This window comes from Vibrio sp. RC586 (genome assembly GCF_000176715.1).
GTDB lineage: Bacteria > Pseudomonadota > Gammaproteobacteria > Enterobacterales > Vibrionaceae > Vibrio.
In genome coordinates this window covers 561,681-577,597 of record NZ_ADBD01000007.1, presented here as the reverse complement: position 1 = coordinate 577,597, position 15,917 = coordinate 561,681, and the positions used below count along the sequence as shown (strand labels likewise).

The following is a 15,917-nucleotide window of genomic DNA, read 5'->3' as shown; positions in this document are numbered from 1 at the left end:
CTTATATGTTGTCAGTGTTTGTGGCAGCGAGGTTTCGTTATAGTTCTGAGCAAATTAACAAATGGAGGCAGACGCAGAGCTGTCCAATGTAAAGTCACCCAGAAAGAGAAGATTACAATGGCAAATCAAGAGTTTAAAGAACCCTTTAATATCTATTATTTCCTAGGCGTGGTTGCGGTTTTACTGATCCCGACACTGCCAGCAACATTAACTTGGATCCGCGTACTTAACGGTTACGCCACCTTTTAATGCGTTCATCCCTACAACGTTTCTTATTCAGTTTCATTGGAATGACGAGTCTATGCCTAGGAATACTGGGCATATTTCTTCCTCTTCTACCCACCACGCCCTTTATTCTACTCGCTAGCGCCTGTTTTTTACGCAGTAGCCCACGTTTCCACCGTTGGCTGCATCAACATGAAACGTTTGGGCCGATCATTCAAAATTGGCAGCAACACCGTGCGGTTAGCAAGGCGGTGAAAAAACGCGCCACAGTTTTTATCTTACTGAGCTTTACCTTTTCTATTTGGATGGTGCCCCTCTTGTGGCTGAAAGTTGGGTTGTTTATTTGGCTTGTGCTTCTGATCACTTGGTTTGCCCATCTGCCAACCCATGAGTTGGTTGCTAACCAACAAGAAAATCACTAGCATTAGCGGGAAGTGTGCCCACTCTTCGAGTGGGCTTTGTTTTTTCAGTGCAGGTTATACCGCGCTATCGCCTGCGCCGGAATTGTTCTGTAATCACCTTAGGTGATTAAGCAACTGAAGCTAAAGTAACTATGACAACTGAAACTCTTTCTCTGATCAAATCCAGCATCAAAAGCATTCCAGACTATCCCAAAAAAGGCATTCTGTTTCGTGATGTCACCAGCTTGCTAGAAGATGCCAAAGCGTATCAAGCGACGATTCAACTTCTGGTGGATAAGTACAAAGACATGGGTTTTACCAAGGTCGTTGGTACAGAAGCGCGTGGCTTTCTGTTTGGCGCTCCTTTGGCATTAGAACTGGGCGTGGGTTTTGTTCCTGTGCGTAAACCAGGCAAGCTGCCTCGCCAAACCGTTGCACAATCTTATGAACTGGAATACGGTACAGATACACTGGAAATTCATGTAGATGCGATCAAAACCGGTGACAAAGTGTTGGTGGTTGACGACTTACTGGCAACTGGCGGTACGATTGAAGCGACCACTAAGCTGATCCGCCAATTGGGTGGTGAAGTTGAGCACGCAGCCTTCGTCATCAATCTGCCAGAAATTGGTGGTGATAAGCGCCTTGAAGGGTTAGGCTTGCAGGTTTACAGCATCTGTGAATTTGAAGGTCACTAACCGACAACGGATATTGGAATGAGTTATCTTGCTTTAGCACGCAAATGGCGTCCGACACGATTTAACGAAGTGGTCGGACAATCCCATGTTTTAACCGCTTTAGAGAACGCTTTGGCGCAAAACCGCTTGCACCATGCGTATCTGTTCAGTGGAACCCGAGGTGTGGGTAAGACCACTATAGGTCGTCTGTTTGCGAAAGGGCTCAATTGCGAAACGGGGATTACCGCCACTCCTTGTGGTGAGTGTGCAACCTGTAAAGAAATCGACCAAGGACGCTTTGTTGATCTGCTTGAGATCGATGCGGCATCGCGCACTAAAGTGGAAGACACGCGCGAGCTGCTCGACAACGTGCAGTACAAACCTGCGCGTGGACGCTTCAAAGTTTACCTGATCGATGAAGTGCACATGCTCTCGCGTCACAGCTTTAATGCGCTACTCAAAACGCTTGAAGAGCCACCTGAGTATGTGAAGTTTTTGCTGGCAACCACAGATCCGCAAAAGCTGCCTGTGACCATCTTGTCGCGCTGTTTGCAGTTCCATCTCAAACCGATCAGTGTGGACAATATTCAGCAGCAGTTGGATAAAGTTCTGCACGCCGAGAAGATAGCCTGTGACAACAAAGCGCTGAATCTGTTAGCTCATGCCGCTGATGGTAGTATGCGTGATGCACTGAGCTTGACTGATCAAGCGATTGCTCTGGGCAATGGTGCGGTGAAAAGTGACATCGTCGCGCATATGCTCGGCACGCTAGACACGGATCATGCGCTGCATCTATTGCAAGCCATCAGCCAACAAACACCGCAAGTGGTGATGGAGTGCATCGATACGCTTGCGCAAAATGGCGTAGAGTGGGATGGCCTATTGCAACAGCTTTCTACCCAATTGCATCGAATTGCCATGTATCAAGCGTTGCCTGCGACTTTGGATAAATCGGTTCCTGAAGCATCAAGAATCGAGTCGCTTGCTAAAGTGTTAACGCCGCAAGATGTGCAGCTTTATTACCAAATTGCGTTGAAAGGTCGACAAGATTTACCTTTATCGCCCACCGCGCGAATTGGCATTGAAATGTTGATGCTGCGCATGATGGCGTTTCGTCCATCTAGCGTATCACTGGCGAATGCGATCACATTGCCGAATGCGCAAATGAAAGTGCCATCCACAATGGCGCAAACAACACCTCAAGTGACTCCTGTAGCACAGGTGCAACCAGTCGTTCACTCACAAGTGTCTCAACCTGTGCAGAGACCAACTCAAGTTATGTCAAATACGGTGGCAGCGCCGATGATGACGCAAGAGCCTGAGATGGAAAGAACGGCTCCGGTCGTTCAGCGAGAAAATTCCCACTCGATGAACACCGCTGAGGATTCGGTTGTCACCAATACCGATATGCAAAGTCAAACCAGTATGCCAGCCCTAGCAGGGCTGCGTCATCAACTGCGCTCCAAGCGACAAAAAGTACAAAACAAAGGGGCGGACGGAAAAAAGTCTGACGCGACATCTGCTACTCCTGCATCTGCGCTAGAGCGTATTGCGCAGCGAGCACAGCAAGTGCAGGTGTCGCCAGATCAAAATGATGAAGATGAGTCGGAGCCAGAAGAGGAAATCTATCAATGGCGTCCAATGCAGCCCATCGAAGTCGCGGTGAAAAGTGAAGTCACACCGACGCAACTGAAGAAAGCGTTAGAGCATGAAAAAACGCCAGAAATGGTGGTGAAATTGATTGAAGAAGCCGTTGTACAAGATGCATGGTCGGCTCTGATCCAACAGCTGCAGACGGCTAAAATGGTTGAGCAATTGGCGCTAAATTCTGCTTTTGTTCGCCAAGGCGATCAGATTTCGCTGACGCTGCGTCCAAGCCATGCGCATCTGCACAATGAGAAAGCCCAGCAAGAGCTAGAACAAGCGTTGAATCAAGTTCTTGGTGAGTCTTGCACTTTGAGTATTACCGTAGGGCAAGGGGGCGAAACACCGCTTGAACTGCGTGAGCGCCTCTATCAGCAGAAGCTGACGTCAGCATTACACAGTTTACAAGCCGATCCCCACGTGCAATTTATTGAGCGCCGGTTTAATGCGCAGTTGGATGGCGACAGCGTACGACCAATTTAACTGGGGTTGAAACCGAAGTGTCTCGTCCCCACACTATGTGAAACATTCAACGATAACCAGAGAGATAAAGATGTTTGGTAAAGGCGGAATGGGCAACCTGATGAAGCAAGCCCAACAAATGCAAGAGCGTATGCAAAAGCTGCAAGAAGAGATCGCAAACATGGAAGTGACTGGTGAATCCGGTGCTGGCCTTGTGAAAGTGACCGTAACGGGCAGCCACAGCGTGCGCCGTGTCAACATCGATGAAAGTCTGATGGAAGACGACAAAGAGATGCTGGAAGATTTGATTGCTGCTGCATTTAATGACGCCGCTCGTCGTATCGAAGAGACGCAAAAAGAAAAAATGGCTTCAATCACCGGTGGAATGCAACTGCCACCGGGCATGAAAATGCCATTCTAATCTGAGCTGAATTTATGCGTACCAGTCACATGCTGGAACATTTGATGGAAGCGTTACGCTGCCTGCCGGGCGTTGGCCCAAAATCAGCGCAGCGTATGGCATTCCATCTGTTACAGCGCGATCGTAAAGGCGGTATACAACTGGCTGAGGCTCTGAGTCAGGCGATGGTCGAAATCGGTCATTGTCAGGAGTGCCGAACCTTTACCGAGCAGGATATTTGCCACATTTGTAGCAACCCTAAGCGTAAAGAAAATGGTCAGTTATGTGTGGTCGAAAGCCCAGCAGATATTGCTGCGTTGGAAGCTACCGGTCAGTTTTCTGGTCGCTATTTTGTGTTGATGGGGCACCTGTCACCACTGGATGGTATTGGCCCGAGCGATATTGGTCTTGATACTCTGGATTATCGTCTACAGCGTAAAGACATCAGTGAGGTGATCCTCGCTACGAATCCGACTGTGGAAGGTGAAGCCACCGCGCAATACATTGCGGAGTTGTGTCGTGAGCATCAAGTCACCGCAAGTCGCATTGCCCATGGTGTCCCTGTGGGGGGCGAGCTAGAGTTGGTGGATGGCACAACCTTATCGCATTCGCTGTTAGGCCGGCATAAGCTGTTTTAACTCAGTCTTAAGAATCACAATGCCGCTCAATGAGCGGCATTGTTTTATTGACAGCATACGTTATTTACACATTTTGTGGTTTTAACTGTTGTGTATGTAAGCCAACTAAGCGCTCGCTTTTCCTGCGATGGCTTTATAAATGATGGCACCTAAAATCGCACCTACAATTGGGGCAACCCAGAACAGCCAAAGTTGAGAGGTCGCCCAATCACCGACATACACTGCGACAGCAGTACTACGTGCTGGATTAACCGAGGTGTTGGTTACTGGGATACTGATCAAATGAATCAAAGTGAGGCAGAGACCGATCGCAATAGGAGCAAAGCCTTGAGGTGCTCGACTATCGGTTGCTCCCATGATCACAAATAAAAACACCATAGTCATCACCACTTCTGAGACTAACGCCGCCGTCATTGAGTATTGGCCGGGTGAATGTAGGCCATAGCCATTCGCTGCAAATCCTGATGCGACAACATCAAAGCCGGCTTGCCCTGTCGCTATGATATACAAAACACCCCCAGCAATTAGGCCGCCGATCACTTGAGCAATAATGTATGGCAGCACATTTTTTGCCTCAAAACGGCCACCTGCCCATAAACCAATGGTCACCGCCGGATTTAAATGACATCCAGAAATATGCCCGATAGCGAAAGCCATCGTTAGTACAGTCAAGCCAAAAGCGAGTGATACGCCTAATAAGCCGATACCGACATCTGGAAATCCTGCTGCCAAAACCGCACTGCCACAGCCACCGAGAACTAACCAAAATGTACCGAATGATTCTGCCAGATATTTGTTCATGTATATTCCTAATTTTTTTTCAAAATGACATCAGACAACAAGTTGTCGTAAGTATGTCTACTTGAAGTTGAGTGATGATCCTCAACGAGTGTAGTTTACAAAAGTTATGGTCGTGTAAGAGGGAAATAAAAATATCGTTATATATCAATGAAATGTTCGAAGTATTACATTTGAGAATTTATTGAATTTGTGATTTCAATGGGATTTCCAGCATTCATCTGCCGATCGTTGGAAGAAGGAGCTGTATATAACAAAACCTGAATAGCCTATTTGTAACAACTGGTTCAGTTGGTCAATTGTTCCAATTCAGTCAAATTCATGAGGGCAGCTTGATTGGTTGCACCACATACGATAGGACAAGCTTTGAAATCATGGCATACCTTTGGGCGCTCAGGGCGACCAAATAGCTGGCACAGATTATCGTCATTGAGCTGAATGCAGCGCACCCCAGCAGGTTTGCCGTGCGGCATACCGGGAATGGGTGAAGAAATACTTGGTGCGATACAACAAGCACCGCAGCCTAATCGACAATCCATCATGAACTCTTTGCGCTGGAAAAATGGGCGGCCATCCTAACAGAAAGCACAATAGGATGCACTGACTTGCTCTCTCCTTGCACTTTGGCGGCGCAAAGAGTATAAATCGACCCCCAATTGATTAACCGTAAGACAATGCAATGAGTACACCCTTCTGGCAAAGCAAAACTTTAGATCAAATGACCGAAGCCGAATGGGAATCGCTGTGCGATGGCTGTGGTAAATGTTGCCTGCACAAACTCATGGATGAAGATACGGATGAAATCTACTACACCAATGTGGCGTGTAGCTGGCTCAATAGCGAAACCTGCTCTTGTAAAGATTACCCAAATCGCTTTAGCTCAGGCGAAGAGTGTTTAAAACTCACCCGAGACAAGATTGAAGAATTTATCTGGCTGCCAGATACCTGCGCTTACCGTTTGCTTGGCAGTGGTCAAACTCTCCCAGAGTGGCACCCTTTGCTGACGGGGTCTAAAGACGCCATGCATGCTGCCGATGAAAGTGTGCGCGGTAAAATCGTCTATGAAGTGGATGTGATCGATTGGGAAGATCACATTGTGCTGATGAGCCGAGATTAAGCTCTTTCCTAATCGATGATGTTAGGGAATAAAAACGCCTTGCTTCTCGCAAGGCGTTTGTCTTTGAGCGAAAGCCAAAACTAAACCGCGTTATTTCTTCGGTTGGGCATCGATACATTGCCCATGAACTTCACGACCTTCTGGTGCCATTAGGTACAAATAGAGGGGCATGATGTCGAGCGGCGTTTTTAACTTGTCTGCATCTTCCGCTGGGTAAGCTTTCGCACGCATTCCGGTACGAGTACCCCCTGGGTTAATCGCATTGACACGAATGGTACTGTCGCTCAGCTCATCGGCCAGAATTTGCATCATGCCTTCGGTGGCGAATTTAGATATCGCGTAAGTCGCCCAGAAAGCGCGGCCAATGTGACCTACGGTTGAGCTAGTAAACACAATACGAGCATCGGCCGATTTGTGCAGCAAAGGCAGCAGTGCTTGAGTCATTAGAAACTGCGCTTTTACGTTCACTTGCATTACTTCATCAAAGCTGTCTTCGCCAATTTGATCAAAAGGGCTAAGCACACCAAGCAAGCTTGCGTTGTGTAGAACACCATCCAAGCGGCCAAACTGCTCTTCAATGGTATCCACCATATCCAGATAGTTTTGTTTGGTCGCCCCTTTCATATCTAGAGGTACGATGGCGGGGGTTGGGTAACCTGCAGCTTCAATCGCATCATAAGTGTGTTCGAGCTTTTTCACGGTGCGACCGAGTAGGATCACGGTAGCGCCATGTGCCGCGAAGCTGATCGCTGCTTGTTTACCGATGCCGTCACCGGCACCTGTTACTAAAATCACTTTCTCTTTCAGGGCATCTGCTGAGACTGAATAATTCACGTCTTACATTCCTTATTATTCTTGGTTCTTCCTATTGATACACCGCGTTTTTTTCTTGTTAACCTCGCGGAGAATGTAACAGGGAAGAGGATTTGCTTTAAGTCTTCGTGACAAGGTGGTTACAATACACCAATTCGCATTGAAGAAGGATGAGTCACTTGGAGTTTTTGTTAGATTACGGCCTGTTTTTGGCCAAGATTGTGACTGTGGTAGTCGCGTTAGTGGCAGTGCTAGTGGTGGTTAAATCGCTGGGTGGACGCAGTGGAGCGGCCAAAGGTGAACTGGAAATCACCGATCTGACCGAGCAGCACAAAGAGACCGTTGAGCGTTTAGAATCTTATCTGCATGACGACGCCTTTTTAAAAGCGCGTGATAAGGCAGAAAAGAAGAAAGAAAAAGCAGAACAGAAAAGTCGTGAGAAAGCACTTAAGCAGGCTGCTAAAGAAGGTGAATTGGAAAGCAAACGTGAACCGCATCTGTTTGTTCTCGATTTTCATGGCAGCATTGATGCCAAAGAAGTCGCTTCACTGCGTGAAGAAGTGAGCGCGATTTTGGCGGTGGCACAAGCGGGTGATGAAGTATTGCTACGCTTGGAAACCGGTGGTGGCATGGTGCATGGTTACGGCTTGGCTTCCTCACAGCTTGATCGTATTAAAGAGGCCGGCTTACCGCTGACCATTTCAGTCGATAAAGTAGCGGCCAGTGGCGGTTATATGATGGCGTGTATCGCTGATAAAATCGTCAGTGCACCGTTTGCGATTGTTGGTTCGATTGGTGTGGTGGCTCAACTACCCAACTTCCATAAGCTACTGAAAAAGAACGATATCGAATTTGAACAACTCACGGCGGGTGAATACAAACGTACGTTGACGATGTTTGGTGAAAACACCGATAAAGCGCGAGATAAGTTCAAATTAGAGTTGGAAGAAACCCATCAACTGTTCAAAGACTTCATTCGTGATCATCGCCCAGCGTTGGATCTGGATAAAGTTGCCACAGGTGAGCATTGGTTTGGTACACAAGCTAAAACGCTCGGTTTGGTGGATGAAATTCGGACTTCCGATGATTTGATTGTTGCCGCGTGCAAAAACAAAACCGTGCTTTTGCTGCGTTATGTGCAGAAGAAAAAACTGACTGACAAATTAGCTGGAGTGGCAGGTGATGCTGCCGACAATGTGTTGCTGAAGCTGATCAGCCGAGGCCAACGTCCATTAGTGTAATGGGTATGGCTACATGCTAGCACGCTGATAAATAAAACGCGCTTAGTGAACCCTAAGCGCGTTTTTTATTGGATGGCGTGAGAAGGTTTAATCCAAGCAGCCTGTTGCGGAGAATGTCTCCAATTTGTGCAGGTATTCGCTCAAATCGCCGATGTTATTTTTCACCCATTCAGGGTTGTAGTAAGTGTCGAGGTAGCGTTCACCACTGTCGCACAGTAGAGTGACAATCGAACCTTGCTCGCCGCGGCGCTTCATTTCACACGCCAGTTGCAGTGCGCCATACAGGTTAGTACCGGTGGAAGCCCCTGCTTTACGGCCAAGAATTTTCTCTAGCCAGTAAATGGTGGCCACACTGGCGGCATCGGGAATGGCGCGCATTTCATCCACCACATCAGGAATAAAACTGGGCTCGACTCTTGGGCGGCCAATGCCTTCAATTTTACTCCCACAATTGCGGGTTAATGCCGCATCGCGAGTACGATAGTAGTCGTAGAAAACCGAGTTTTCAGGGTCAACTACACACAGTTTGGTATTGTGTTGCTGATAGCGAATGAAGCGGCCGATAGTGGCAGAAGTGCCGCCGGTTCCTGGGCTCATCACAATCCAGCTCGGAACGGGGTGTTGTTCCATCTGCATTTGGCTAAAAATACTATCAGCGATGTTGCTGTTGCCTCGCCAGTCGGTGGCGCGTTCCGCGTAAGTGAACTGATCCATATAATGGCCTTTCAACTCTTTCGCGAGACGGTGAGATTCTGCATAAATCTGATCGGAGCGATCCACAAGGTGTGCCTTTCCACCATAGAACTGAATCTGTTCGATTTTTTTCCGCGCCGTGCATTTGGGCATCACCGCAATAAACGGTAGGCCAAGTAGGCGGGCAAAGTAAGCCTCAGAAACCGCTGTGCTGCCAGATGAGGACTCAATAATGGTAGTTTCTGGCCCAATCCAGCCATTACACAGTCCATATAAAAACAGTGAACGGGCGAGGCGGTGCTTGAGAGAACCGGTTGGATGGGTACTTTCATCTTTCAGATAGATATCGACGCCAGAAACGCACGGTAAATCGAGTTTAATCAGGTGTGTATCAGCAGAGCGTTGGTAGTCTGCTTCAATTTTACGAATTGCGCTGTTAATCCACTGATGGTCGGTACACATAATCCAGTTTCTCCCTTAGGTTATGAAATAAGTTTAGCTAGGGTAGGAGAGAAAAACTTTGCTATTTTGCCTATGCTTTTGTAGTTTGGGAGAAAATTTTTCTCCCAATAAGGTGGTTTGTATGTTGCTCGACAAAATTGATCGGCAAATCTTGGCAATTTTGCAACAAGACTGCACCGTCTCGCTCAATGAATTAGCCGAAGCGGTGAACTTAACCACTACACCTTGCTGGAAGCGCTTAAAAAAAATGGAAGAGGGCGGAGTGATTCGCGAGCGGGTAGCACTGCTGGATGCCCAAGCCCTCGAACTCTCTTTCACGGCGTTTGTGATGGTGACGACCAATAACCACTCCCATGAATGGTATTGCCGCTTTGTGACGGCGGTGGAAGAGTTTCCTGAAGTGATGGAGTTTTATCGCATGGCCGGGGAATACGACTACATGATGAAGGTGCAGGTCAAAGATATGCAGTGTTTTGATCAGTTTTACAAAAAATTGGTCAACAGCATCGAGGGATTGAATAAAGTGACCTCCACCTTTGCGATGGAGTCACTGAAATACACCACGAGATTGCCTCTTTAAGCGCGATTATTTAGTCAAGAAAACGCATTACGCCTTCTTGCACCGCAGTGGCCACAAGGTTGCCTTGACGATCGTAAATCTCACCACGCACTAAACCACGAGTATTGCTTGCCGTCGGGCTTTCAATGGCATACAGCAACCAGTCATCCATCTTAAATGGGCGATGGAACCAGATGGAGTGATCAATAGTGGCCACTTGGAATTTCGGGGTCATCAAAGAAACACCATGTGGGTGCAAGGCGGTGACCAAAAATCCCCAGTCGGAGGCATAAGCGAGCAGGTATTGATGGATGAGCTGATCATCCGGCATGTTGCCGTTGGCGCGGATCCACAAATACTGTTTGGGCTCGGCTTTTTGCGGTTTCAATGGATTGATGACAGTGACTGGACGCATCTCAATTGGCTTTTCACCACAGAAAGCTCGCTGCAATTTTTCTGGCAGGAAATGGGCAATTTGTGCCGCCAATTCGGATTCTGATGCGAAATTTTCTGGCCCTGGAACCACAGGCATGGCTTTTTGGTGTTCAAAACCAGGAGCATCGCCATGATAAGAGGCGGTCAGATAGAAAATTGGGCGTCCATTTTGAATCGCTTTAACACAACGAGTGCTGAAACTTCTGCCATCACGCAAATTTTCCACATCGTAAATGATCGGCTTTTCCGGATCGCCAGGAAAGAGAAAGTAGCTGTGGAAAGAGTGCACAGTTCGGTCAGATTCCACCGTGTAACGTGCTGCTGACAGCGCTTGGCCGATCACTTGGCCGCCATAAACTTGGGGAAGTCCCAAATTCTCGCTAGCACCACGGTAGAGCCCTTCCTCCAGTTTTTCCAATTGCAGCAGACTTAGCAGTTCGTCTAACGGTTTACTCATTACCCAGAATCCCTATTTTGTATTTTTGATGATTTTGTGATGCTAGTCAGATATTTGTCAATAATCTCTCTGTCCAATGACATAAATAATCATGCAGCATATAATTTGCATGTTTCTAAATCTGATATTTCCATTAGTTAGTGAGGCCCTATGAAAAAGGTTCTACTTGTTGTTATCTCTGTTCTGTTTGGTTCTTTACTCGTAGGTTGCCAAATGAATGAATCTGCTCCTAAAGCACAAGACAAAATGCAATCCATAACGGGGAGCGTTGCGTACCGCGAACGTATTGCCCTGCCTGATAATGCAGTAGTGACGGTTTATCTACAAGATGTCTCTTTGGCTGATGCGCCTGCAACGGTTATTGCCAAACAGAACTTTATCACTAATGGTATGCAAGTGCCGTTAGAGTTCAACTTGGCGTATGACAGCAGTAAAATCAAAGCAAACCACCGCTACAGCGTGAGTGCACGCATTGAGGTGGATGGTAAATTGCGCTTTATTACTGATACCCACTATGGTGTGATCACTGATACTGATGCAACTAAGCAAGTACAAATGATGTTGATTGGTGTGCGTGGCGAATAAATAAGTTGGCAAACCCAATGCATTAAACCAATGGCAGCTTTAGGGCTGCCATTGGTATTTTCGGAGTGATATTTTTCCTGTATCACTCACTTCTATCCCTTCCGCTAACAAGAATTGCCGTTGGCGCACAAAATCATCCCCTTGCAGTGATATTTTGCCTTGGCTGTTGATGACTCGAAACCAAGGTAACTGACTCCCCTCAGGCAAATGACCTAGCGCTTTGCCTACATGGCGAGCATAACCCGGATAGCCAGCCATTTGGGCAACCGCACCATAAGTCGAAACCTTACCAAGTGGAATTTGGTGAATTACTACGAAGATCTGTTGTAAAAACTGGTCCATAATACAAATGCCCAAAACAAGTTTACCAAGGATAGGTATAGGGAGTTGGCATGATACTGTCTGCCGTACAATTTCTGATTGCGACACTTTTTGCCATTGTTGCCGCTTATGTGGCAGGGCTCAGCGATGGTGATATTCCTATCATCGCATTTTTGATCCCTGCGCTATGGTTGCTGCCCAAATCTGGGTTCTCAAGCACAGTAATGCTAGTGGCGATTGCCATTTTTGGCTTAACTTTGCCACAACAACCGATCGCTTTATCTATCAGTCAGTGGGTATTGATCCCATTATTAATGGTGGCGTTTTCACCACGCAGCAACTGGGGTGTAATTTTAGTGAGCGCACTGATCTTGTTAACTTTACAAGTCGGTATCATGGTAACTCAATCCGCAGGAAAACTGGAAGGTTCTCCTATGGTTACAGTGGTGCAGATGGTGATGGTAATGTTGATTTGGTGGGCATCCCGTAGTTGGAAACCGAGCCATTCACACAGTTGGTGGGCTCTGACTTTAGTCATTCCACTCTGGGTGGCAGAGCAATTTTATGCTGTGACACTGGCTTTGTTGATCACTGGCATTATTGCAGCGTGCGAATATTTAGCTTCCAAAACTACGGCTTCATTGAATTGGGGCGTTTTGCTAGGTTGGAGCCTTCCTTGTGTGAGTTTTGCCGCTTTAGTCGTGTCTCCTACTACTGATGTTCCAAACCCCGTTTTTGTTGTTTGGATCTGTTTATTGGCAACGGCATGGACAACGGATTATGTTCTCAAGAGTACAGAAGAAGCTCCGGAGTAAGCAAGGCGGAACGCACTCATTCAAACAACTCATTCGGAATTCGATGCTTTGCATTAGCCGTATGGATGAGTTTTTGTGAAAAGATATTCAGAACTATGAGATAAATCTCCTAGCATCGATAGTGGGTTATGCGTATTTGCGGTAAAATACGCGGCAAAAAATAACACTAAAATTCAACGTTCATGCTAGTTAATACATTTTATCGCCTAGCTTTATTGTTGCTTGGTTGGATCGCTATTTCCGCCAACAGCTTAGCTAGTTCTCAACCTTACGTGGTCGCCACCGAAGCCGATGATGTGGTGACACGTGTCCTTTTTGATTCGATTGCTTACCATTTCAACATTGAGATTGAATACGTCAATTACCCTAGTTTTAACCATATCTTAATGGCGATAGAGTCTGGTCAGGCGGACTTTGCTGCAAACGTTACTTATACCGATAGTCGCGCTAAGAGGTTTGATTTTTCAAGTCCAACCAATATTGAATACACCTATCTCTATAGCTATGGTGGACTCCGCTTAAGTGACGTTCGTACGGTGGGTATCCCGAAGGGAACCATTTATGGTGAATTGCTTAAAGAGCACTACCCCTATATCCAGCAAGCTGAATACCAAGGGAATTTAGAGGCGATCGCTTTATTGGATAGTGGGCGTGTTGATGGGGTTGTCGATGCAATAAATCAATTGAAGCCAATGTTACTCAAAGGACTTGATGTTCAGTTGCTGAATGATCAAATACCGATTCAACCAGTCTCAATTGTGACTCCTAAAGGTAGGCATGGTGAGTTACTGAGTAAAATTGAACAATATGCACATACAGCTTATGTCCAGCGTCTATTACGCGAATCCATCCAAAAATATCAGCTCGATATTCGTAAACAAGCTCTGCGCCAAGCGGTAAATGATAGCGGTTTGAACGCACAACGCGTATTACGTGTAAAGCTAGAGAATAACCCGCAATACGCACTATATCTGCCAGACGGATCTGTTCGGGGAATCAGTGCCGATGTGCTATTTCAAGCTTGCGAGATGTTGCTACTTAAATGTGAATTGGTCAGTGATGGGCAAGAAACGTGGGAAAATATGTTCTCCGACTTGCAAGAGAAAAAAATTGATATCCTTGCTCCGGTAACCATTTCGCCACAGCGTAGGAATTTTGTCTATTACAGCGAAAGTTACTACCAGCCACAGGCAATTCTAGTCAAACGTGAACATTATAAAGATGATGTGTATAGCAATGTTTCTGAACTCGTTGCCGAGCGGATAGGTGTGGTCAAAGGAGATTTTTTTGAAGAGCTACTGCAGCAAATGTTGCCGAACAAGAGGTTGTATACCTACGCAAATCAGCATGAGAAGTTGCAGGGATTATTGAACAAAGAAGTGGATTACATAGTTTTGAGCCGAGCGAACTTCAATCTCCTGCTTCGTGAATCGAAAGAGATGTTACCGATCGTAGAAGACACCATGATTGGTGCATTTTATCAATATGACATCTCGATTGGCTTTGCTAAAAACCCACTAGGGGCAACGCTAGCACCATTGTTTTCTCGGGCGATCAAAATGATCAATACCGAACAAATCATTCACACTTATGATTTTCAACCAGATTGGCGGGCGACACTATTAGCTGAAAAAAAATATCGGCGCAGCACACAATGGTTATTTGCGATGGCCTTACTAGCGTTATTCATCATCGCTTTTTATCTACACGGAATTTCACATAGTGATAATTTAACTAAGCTGCGAAATCGACGAGCTCTTTATAACCGTTATCGCCGAGGTTTATCTGCACGTCATTCATTGGTGTATCTTGATGTGAATAAATTCAAAGCAATTAATGATCAATATGGCCATGAAATTGGAGATAAGGTACTCAGACAACTGGCGCAACGTATTGATCATGTTTGGCGTGGCCGTAGTTATCGTATTGGCGGTGACGAATTTATCTTGATTGGCGAACCCTCTTCGTCACATCTCCAACAAGTGGTTCAGCAGTGCGAGCGTTTTATGTTTGTCGATGCAGAACGTGATGTCAGTTTCGAAGTGACAGTAGCTATAGGTATTGCTCCGGTTCGTGAACGCATCACCTCGCTTAATGATGTTATACATCAAGCGGATCTTGCTATGTATCGTTCAAAAATTGAGTCAACACCCCATCAGTTCAAACATGATTTGGAGGTCAAAGCCTTACACATCGTTTAATCAAATTGGTGAAATGCTGTTCGGTTGGAATAGGATGTGGGCTTAAAAGGGGATTATTGCTTGCATTGCCTAAGTCGATGTTTAATAATCGCACCCGCTTTGGAGATAATCCAAACTCAAATCGATGGAGGCCCTGGTCCTCCCGCAACACTAGTTCGTGAATCTGGTCAGATCCGGAAGGAAGCAGCCACAGCGGATGATGTGTGTGCCGGGATGTGGCTGGGGCCTCCGCCCATCTTGATGTTTGCAAAATAAGTTCGCATAAATTGCAGAATATTTCGCAAATTTGCACTATAAGTCTGCATAGACTACGTTTTGTTGTAGGTTTACAACAAAAGTGACTTAGCTATGTTTGACCAAACTAAGAAATCATCTCACGTACACAACATCTGTAAGTTTATGAGCTTGAAGAATGATGCTGTTGTTCGCACTCTCTCCATTCTGGAGTTCGATTTCTGTTTTCACCTCGAATACAACCCAAACATCAAAAGTTTTACCTCTCAACCTTTTGGTTTCCACTATCTATTCAATAACCGTAAGTGTCGATATACCCCTGACTTTTTAGCAATAGGTCACAATGAGCAATCAACATTCTTCGAGGTCAAACACTCTAGCCAGATTCTTAAACCTGATTTTAAGGAGCGCTTTGAAGAGAAACAGAGAGTAGCGTTGAGTGAGTTCAACAGACGGTTAGTACTCGTTACTGAGAAGCAAATTAGGATGGGACCAACGCTAGATAACTTTAAGTTGTTACACCGCTACTCTGGATTGCGCACAGTGACCGAGTTTCAAAAGCGAGTTTTGGCTTTTATTCAACGCAAGCAAATGGTCAAGTTGCAAGAGGTGTCTTTGTATTTTGGTCTATCAGAGCAAGACACACTTATTTCTACTCTACCTTGGATTTCTTCGGGGCACGTTAAAACAGACCTCAACACGATTGGCTTTGGTCTAGAAACTTGCGTTTGGTGCTAAC

Annotated in this window: 19 protein-coding genes and 1 other RNA gene; 14 read left to right on the top strand and 6 right to left on the bottom strand. The window is 46.2% G+C overall.

Annotation, left to right across the window (positions count from 1 at the left end):
* Nucleotides 1–117: 117 nt before the first annotated feature.
* The 6 genes from VOA_RS20335 (at nucleotide 118) to recR (ending at nucleotide 4,447) form a co-directional block, all read left to right on the top strand.
* Nucleotides 118–249: a hypothetical protein gene (locus VOA_RS20335; protein WP_000013200.1), complete on the top strand. Its 132-nt coding sequence runs from the start codon at nucleotides 118–120 to the stop codon at nucleotides 247–249.
* A complete protein-coding gene (locus tag VOA_RS0117600; protein ID WP_001257890.1) occupies nucleotides 249–647 on the top strand; it encodes a YbaN family protein in 399 nt (132 codons plus the stop codon). The genes VOA_RS20335 and VOA_RS0117600 overlap by 1 nt, the downstream gene beginning before the upstream one ends.
* 131 nt (nucleotides 648–778) lie before the next feature.
* A complete protein-coding gene (gene apt, locus VOA_RS11610; RefSeq protein WP_000206216.1) occupies nucleotides 779–1,324 on the top strand; it encodes an adenine phosphoribosyltransferase in 546 nt (181 codons plus the stop codon).
* 18 nt (nucleotides 1,325–1,342) lie between these two features.
* Nucleotides 1,343–3,430, top strand: a complete 2,088-nt coding sequence (dnaX, locus tag VOA_RS11615; RefSeq protein WP_000120784.1) for a DNA polymerase III subunit gamma/tau — start codon at nucleotides 1,343–1,345, stop codon at nucleotides 3,428–3,430.
* 70 nt (nucleotides 3,431–3,500) lie between these two features.
* Nucleotides 3,501–3,830 (top strand): YbaB/EbfC family nucleoid-associated protein, encoded by a 330-nt coding sequence (locus VOA_RS11620; protein WP_000467102.1) that lies wholly within the window; start codon nucleotides 3,501–3,503, stop codon nucleotides 3,828–3,830.
* A gap of 14 nt (nucleotides 3,831–3,844) precedes the next feature.
* Nucleotides 3,845–4,447 carry a recombination mediator RecR gene (gene recR, locus VOA_RS11625; RefSeq protein WP_001260575.1) on the top strand — a complete coding sequence of 201 codons (603 nt, stop codon included), beginning with the start codon at nucleotides 3,845–3,847 and terminating at the stop codon, nucleotides 4,445–4,447.
* A gap of 105 nt (nucleotides 4,448–4,552) precedes the next feature.
* On the opposite strand, the gene aqpZ is transcribed toward recR, so the two are convergent.
* Together aqpZ and VOA_RS11635 are read right to left on the bottom strand one after the other, a co-directional pair.
* On the bottom strand, nucleotides 4,553–5,248 hold the full coding sequence (gene aqpZ, locus VOA_RS11630; protein WP_001046150.1) for an aquaporin Z: 696 nt from the start codon (nucleotides 5,246–5,248) through the stop codon (nucleotides 4,553–4,555).
* Nucleotides 5,249–5,532: 284 nt separating this feature from the next.
* Nucleotides 5,533–5,784 (bottom strand): YkgJ family cysteine cluster protein, encoded by a 252-nt coding sequence (locus VOA_RS11635; RefSeq protein ID WP_000340590.1) that lies wholly within the window; start codon nucleotides 5,782–5,784, stop codon nucleotides 5,533–5,535.
* 140 nt (nucleotides 5,785–5,924) lie between these two features.
* Between VOA_RS11635 and VOA_RS11640 the strand changes: the two genes are divergently transcribed.
* Nucleotides 5,925–6,362 carry a YcgN family cysteine cluster protein gene (locus VOA_RS11640; RefSeq protein WP_000106699.1) on the top strand — a complete coding sequence of 146 codons (438 nt, stop codon included), beginning with the start codon at nucleotides 5,925–5,927 and terminating at the stop codon, nucleotides 6,360–6,362.
* 90 nt (nucleotides 6,363–6,452) lie between these two features.
* On the opposite strand, the gene VOA_RS11645 is transcribed toward VOA_RS11640, so the two are convergent.
* The gene (locus tag VOA_RS11645; protein WP_001109950.1) at nucleotides 6,453–7,196 is read right to left on the bottom strand and encodes a YciK family oxidoreductase; all 744 of its coding nucleotides are present in this window, start codon (nucleotides 7,194–7,196) and stop codon (nucleotides 6,453–6,455) included.
* A 158-nt stretch (nucleotides 7,197–7,354) separates the two neighbouring features.
* Here VOA_RS11645 and sohB point away from each other — a divergent pair, with 158 nt between their 5' ends.
* Nucleotides 7,355–8,416 (top strand): protease SohB, encoded by a 1,062-nt coding sequence (gene sohB / locus VOA_RS11650; RefSeq protein ID WP_009355852.1) that lies wholly within the window; start codon nucleotides 7,355–7,357, stop codon nucleotides 8,414–8,416.
* Between the two features lie 87 nt (nucleotides 8,417–8,503).
* On the opposite strand, the gene VOA_RS11655 is transcribed toward sohB, so the two are convergent.
* The gene (locus VOA_RS11655; RefSeq protein WP_000337328.1) at nucleotides 8,504–9,571 is read right to left on the bottom strand and encodes a PLP-dependent cysteine synthase family protein; all 1,068 of its coding nucleotides are present in this window, start codon (nucleotides 9,569–9,571) and stop codon (nucleotides 8,504–8,506) included.
* A 124-nt stretch (nucleotides 9,572–9,695) separates the two neighbouring features.
* On the opposite strand from VOA_RS11655, the gene VOA_RS11660 reads away from it, so the two are divergent.
* Nucleotides 9,696–10,151, top strand: a complete 456-nt coding sequence (locus tag VOA_RS11660; RefSeq protein WP_176470623.1) for an Lrp/AsnC family transcriptional regulator — start codon at nucleotides 9,696–9,698, stop codon at nucleotides 10,149–10,151.
* Between the two features lie 10 nt (nucleotides 10,152–10,161).
* Here VOA_RS11660 and tesB read toward each other — a convergent pair whose 3' ends face one another.
* A complete protein-coding gene (gene tesB, locus VOA_RS11665; RefSeq protein WP_000042745.1) occupies nucleotides 10,162–11,022 on the bottom strand; it encodes an acyl-CoA thioesterase II in 861 nt (286 codons plus the stop codon).
* A 150-nt stretch (nucleotides 11,023–11,172) separates the two neighbouring features.
* Between tesB and VOA_RS11670 the strand changes: the two genes are divergently transcribed.
* Nucleotides 11,173–11,607, top strand: a complete 435-nt coding sequence (locus VOA_RS11670; RefSeq protein WP_000757091.1) for a YbaY family lipoprotein — start codon at nucleotides 11,173–11,175, stop codon at nucleotides 11,605–11,607.
* 39 nt (nucleotides 11,608–11,646) lie between these two features.
* Here the strand turns inward: VOA_RS11670 and VOA_RS11675 are convergent, their stop codons facing one another.
* Nucleotides 11,647–11,949: a DNA base-flipping protein gene (locus VOA_RS11675; RefSeq protein WP_000371944.1), complete on the bottom strand. Its 303-nt coding sequence runs from the start codon at nucleotides 11,947–11,949 to the stop codon at nucleotides 11,647–11,649.
* A 50-nt stretch (nucleotides 11,950–11,999) separates the two neighbouring features.
* Here VOA_RS11675 and VOA_RS11680 point away from each other — a divergent pair, with 50 nt between their 5' ends.
* The 4 genes from VOA_RS11680 to VOA_RS0117590 all read left to right on the top strand — a co-directional run bounded on the left by VOA_RS11680 (nucleotide 12,000) and on the right by VOA_RS0117590 (nucleotide 15,916).
* Nucleotides 12,000–12,743, top strand: coding sequence for a hypothetical protein (locus VOA_RS11680; RefSeq protein ID WP_000603551.1), 744 nt, complete (start codon nucleotides 12,000–12,002; stop codon nucleotides 12,741–12,743).
* Between the two features lie 182 nt (nucleotides 12,744–12,925).
* A complete protein-coding gene (locus VOA_RS11685) occupies nucleotides 12,926–14,944 on the top strand; it encodes a GGDEF domain-containing protein (protein WP_000960869.1) in 2,019 nt (672 codons plus the stop codon).
* Between the two features lie 131 nt (nucleotides 14,945–15,075).
* An RNA gene (ffs, locus tag VOA_RS19070) (signal recognition particle sRNA small type) lies at nucleotides 15,076–15,172 on the top strand.
* Between the two features lie 120 nt (nucleotides 15,173–15,292).
* On the top strand, nucleotides 15,293–15,916 hold the full coding sequence (locus tag VOA_RS0117590) for a TnsA endonuclease N-terminal domain-containing protein (RefSeq protein ID WP_000460250.1): 624 nt from the start codon (nucleotides 15,293–15,295) through the stop codon (nucleotides 15,914–15,916).
* The last annotated feature ends 1 nt before the right edge of the window (nucleotide 15,917 follow it).

Bases quoted from the DNA above. Each gene is read 5' to 3' on its own strand.
- VOA_RS20335 (WP_000013200.1), top strand. From the start codon at position 118: ATGGCAAATCAAGAGTTTAAAGAACCCTTTAATATCTATTATTTCCTA.
- VOA_RS0117600 (WP_001257890.1), top strand. From the start codon at position 249: ATGCGTTCATCCCTACAACGTTTCTTATTCAGTTTCATTGGAATGACG.
- apt (WP_000206216.1), top strand. From the start codon at position 779: ATGACAACTGAAACTCTTTCTCTGATCAAATCCAGCATCAAAAGCATT.
- dnaX (WP_000120784.1), top strand. From the start codon at position 1,343: ATGAGTTATCTTGCTTTAGCACGCAAATGGCGTCCGACACGATTTAAC.
- VOA_RS11620 (WP_000467102.1), top strand. From the start codon at position 3,501: ATGTTTGGTAAAGGCGGAATGGGCAACCTGATGAAGCAAGCCCAACAA.
- recR (WP_001260575.1), top strand. From the start codon at position 3,845: ATGCGTACCAGTCACATGCTGGAACATTTGATGGAAGCGTTACGCTGC.
- aqpZ (WP_001046150.1), bottom strand. From the start codon at position 5,248: ATGAACAAATATCTGGCAGAATCATTCGGTACATTTTGGTTAGTTCTC.
- VOA_RS11635 (WP_000340590.1), bottom strand. From the start codon at position 5,784: ATGGATTGTCGATTAGGCTGCGGTGCTTGTTGTATCGCACCAAGTATT.
- VOA_RS11640 (WP_000106699.1), top strand. From the start codon at position 5,925: ATGAGTACACCCTTCTGGCAAAGCAAAACTTTAGATCAAATGACCGAA.
- VOA_RS11655 (WP_000337328.1), bottom strand. From the start codon at position 9,571: ATGTGTACCGACCATCAGTGGATTAACAGCGCAATTCGTAAAATTGAA.
- tesB (WP_000042745.1), bottom strand. From the start codon at position 11,022: ATGAGTAAACCGTTAGACGAACTGCTAAGTCTGCTGCAATTGGAAAAA.
- VOA_RS11670 (WP_000757091.1), top strand. From the start codon at position 11,173: ATGAAAAAGGTTCTACTTGTTGTTATCTCTGTTCTGTTTGGTTCTTTA.
- VOA_RS11675 (WP_000371944.1), bottom strand. From the start codon at position 11,949: ATGGACCAGTTTTTACAACAGATCTTCGTAGTAATTCACCAAATTCCA.
- VOA_RS11680 (WP_000603551.1), top strand. From the start codon at position 12,000: ATGATACTGTCTGCCGTACAATTTCTGATTGCGACACTTTTTGCCATT.
- VOA_RS11685 (WP_000960869.1), top strand. From the start codon at position 12,926: ATGCTAGTTAATACATTTTATCGCCTAGCTTTATTGTTGCTTGGTTGG.
- VOA_RS0117590 (WP_000460250.1), top strand. From the start codon at position 15,293: ATGTTTGACCAAACTAAGAAATCATCTCACGTACACAACATCTGTAAG.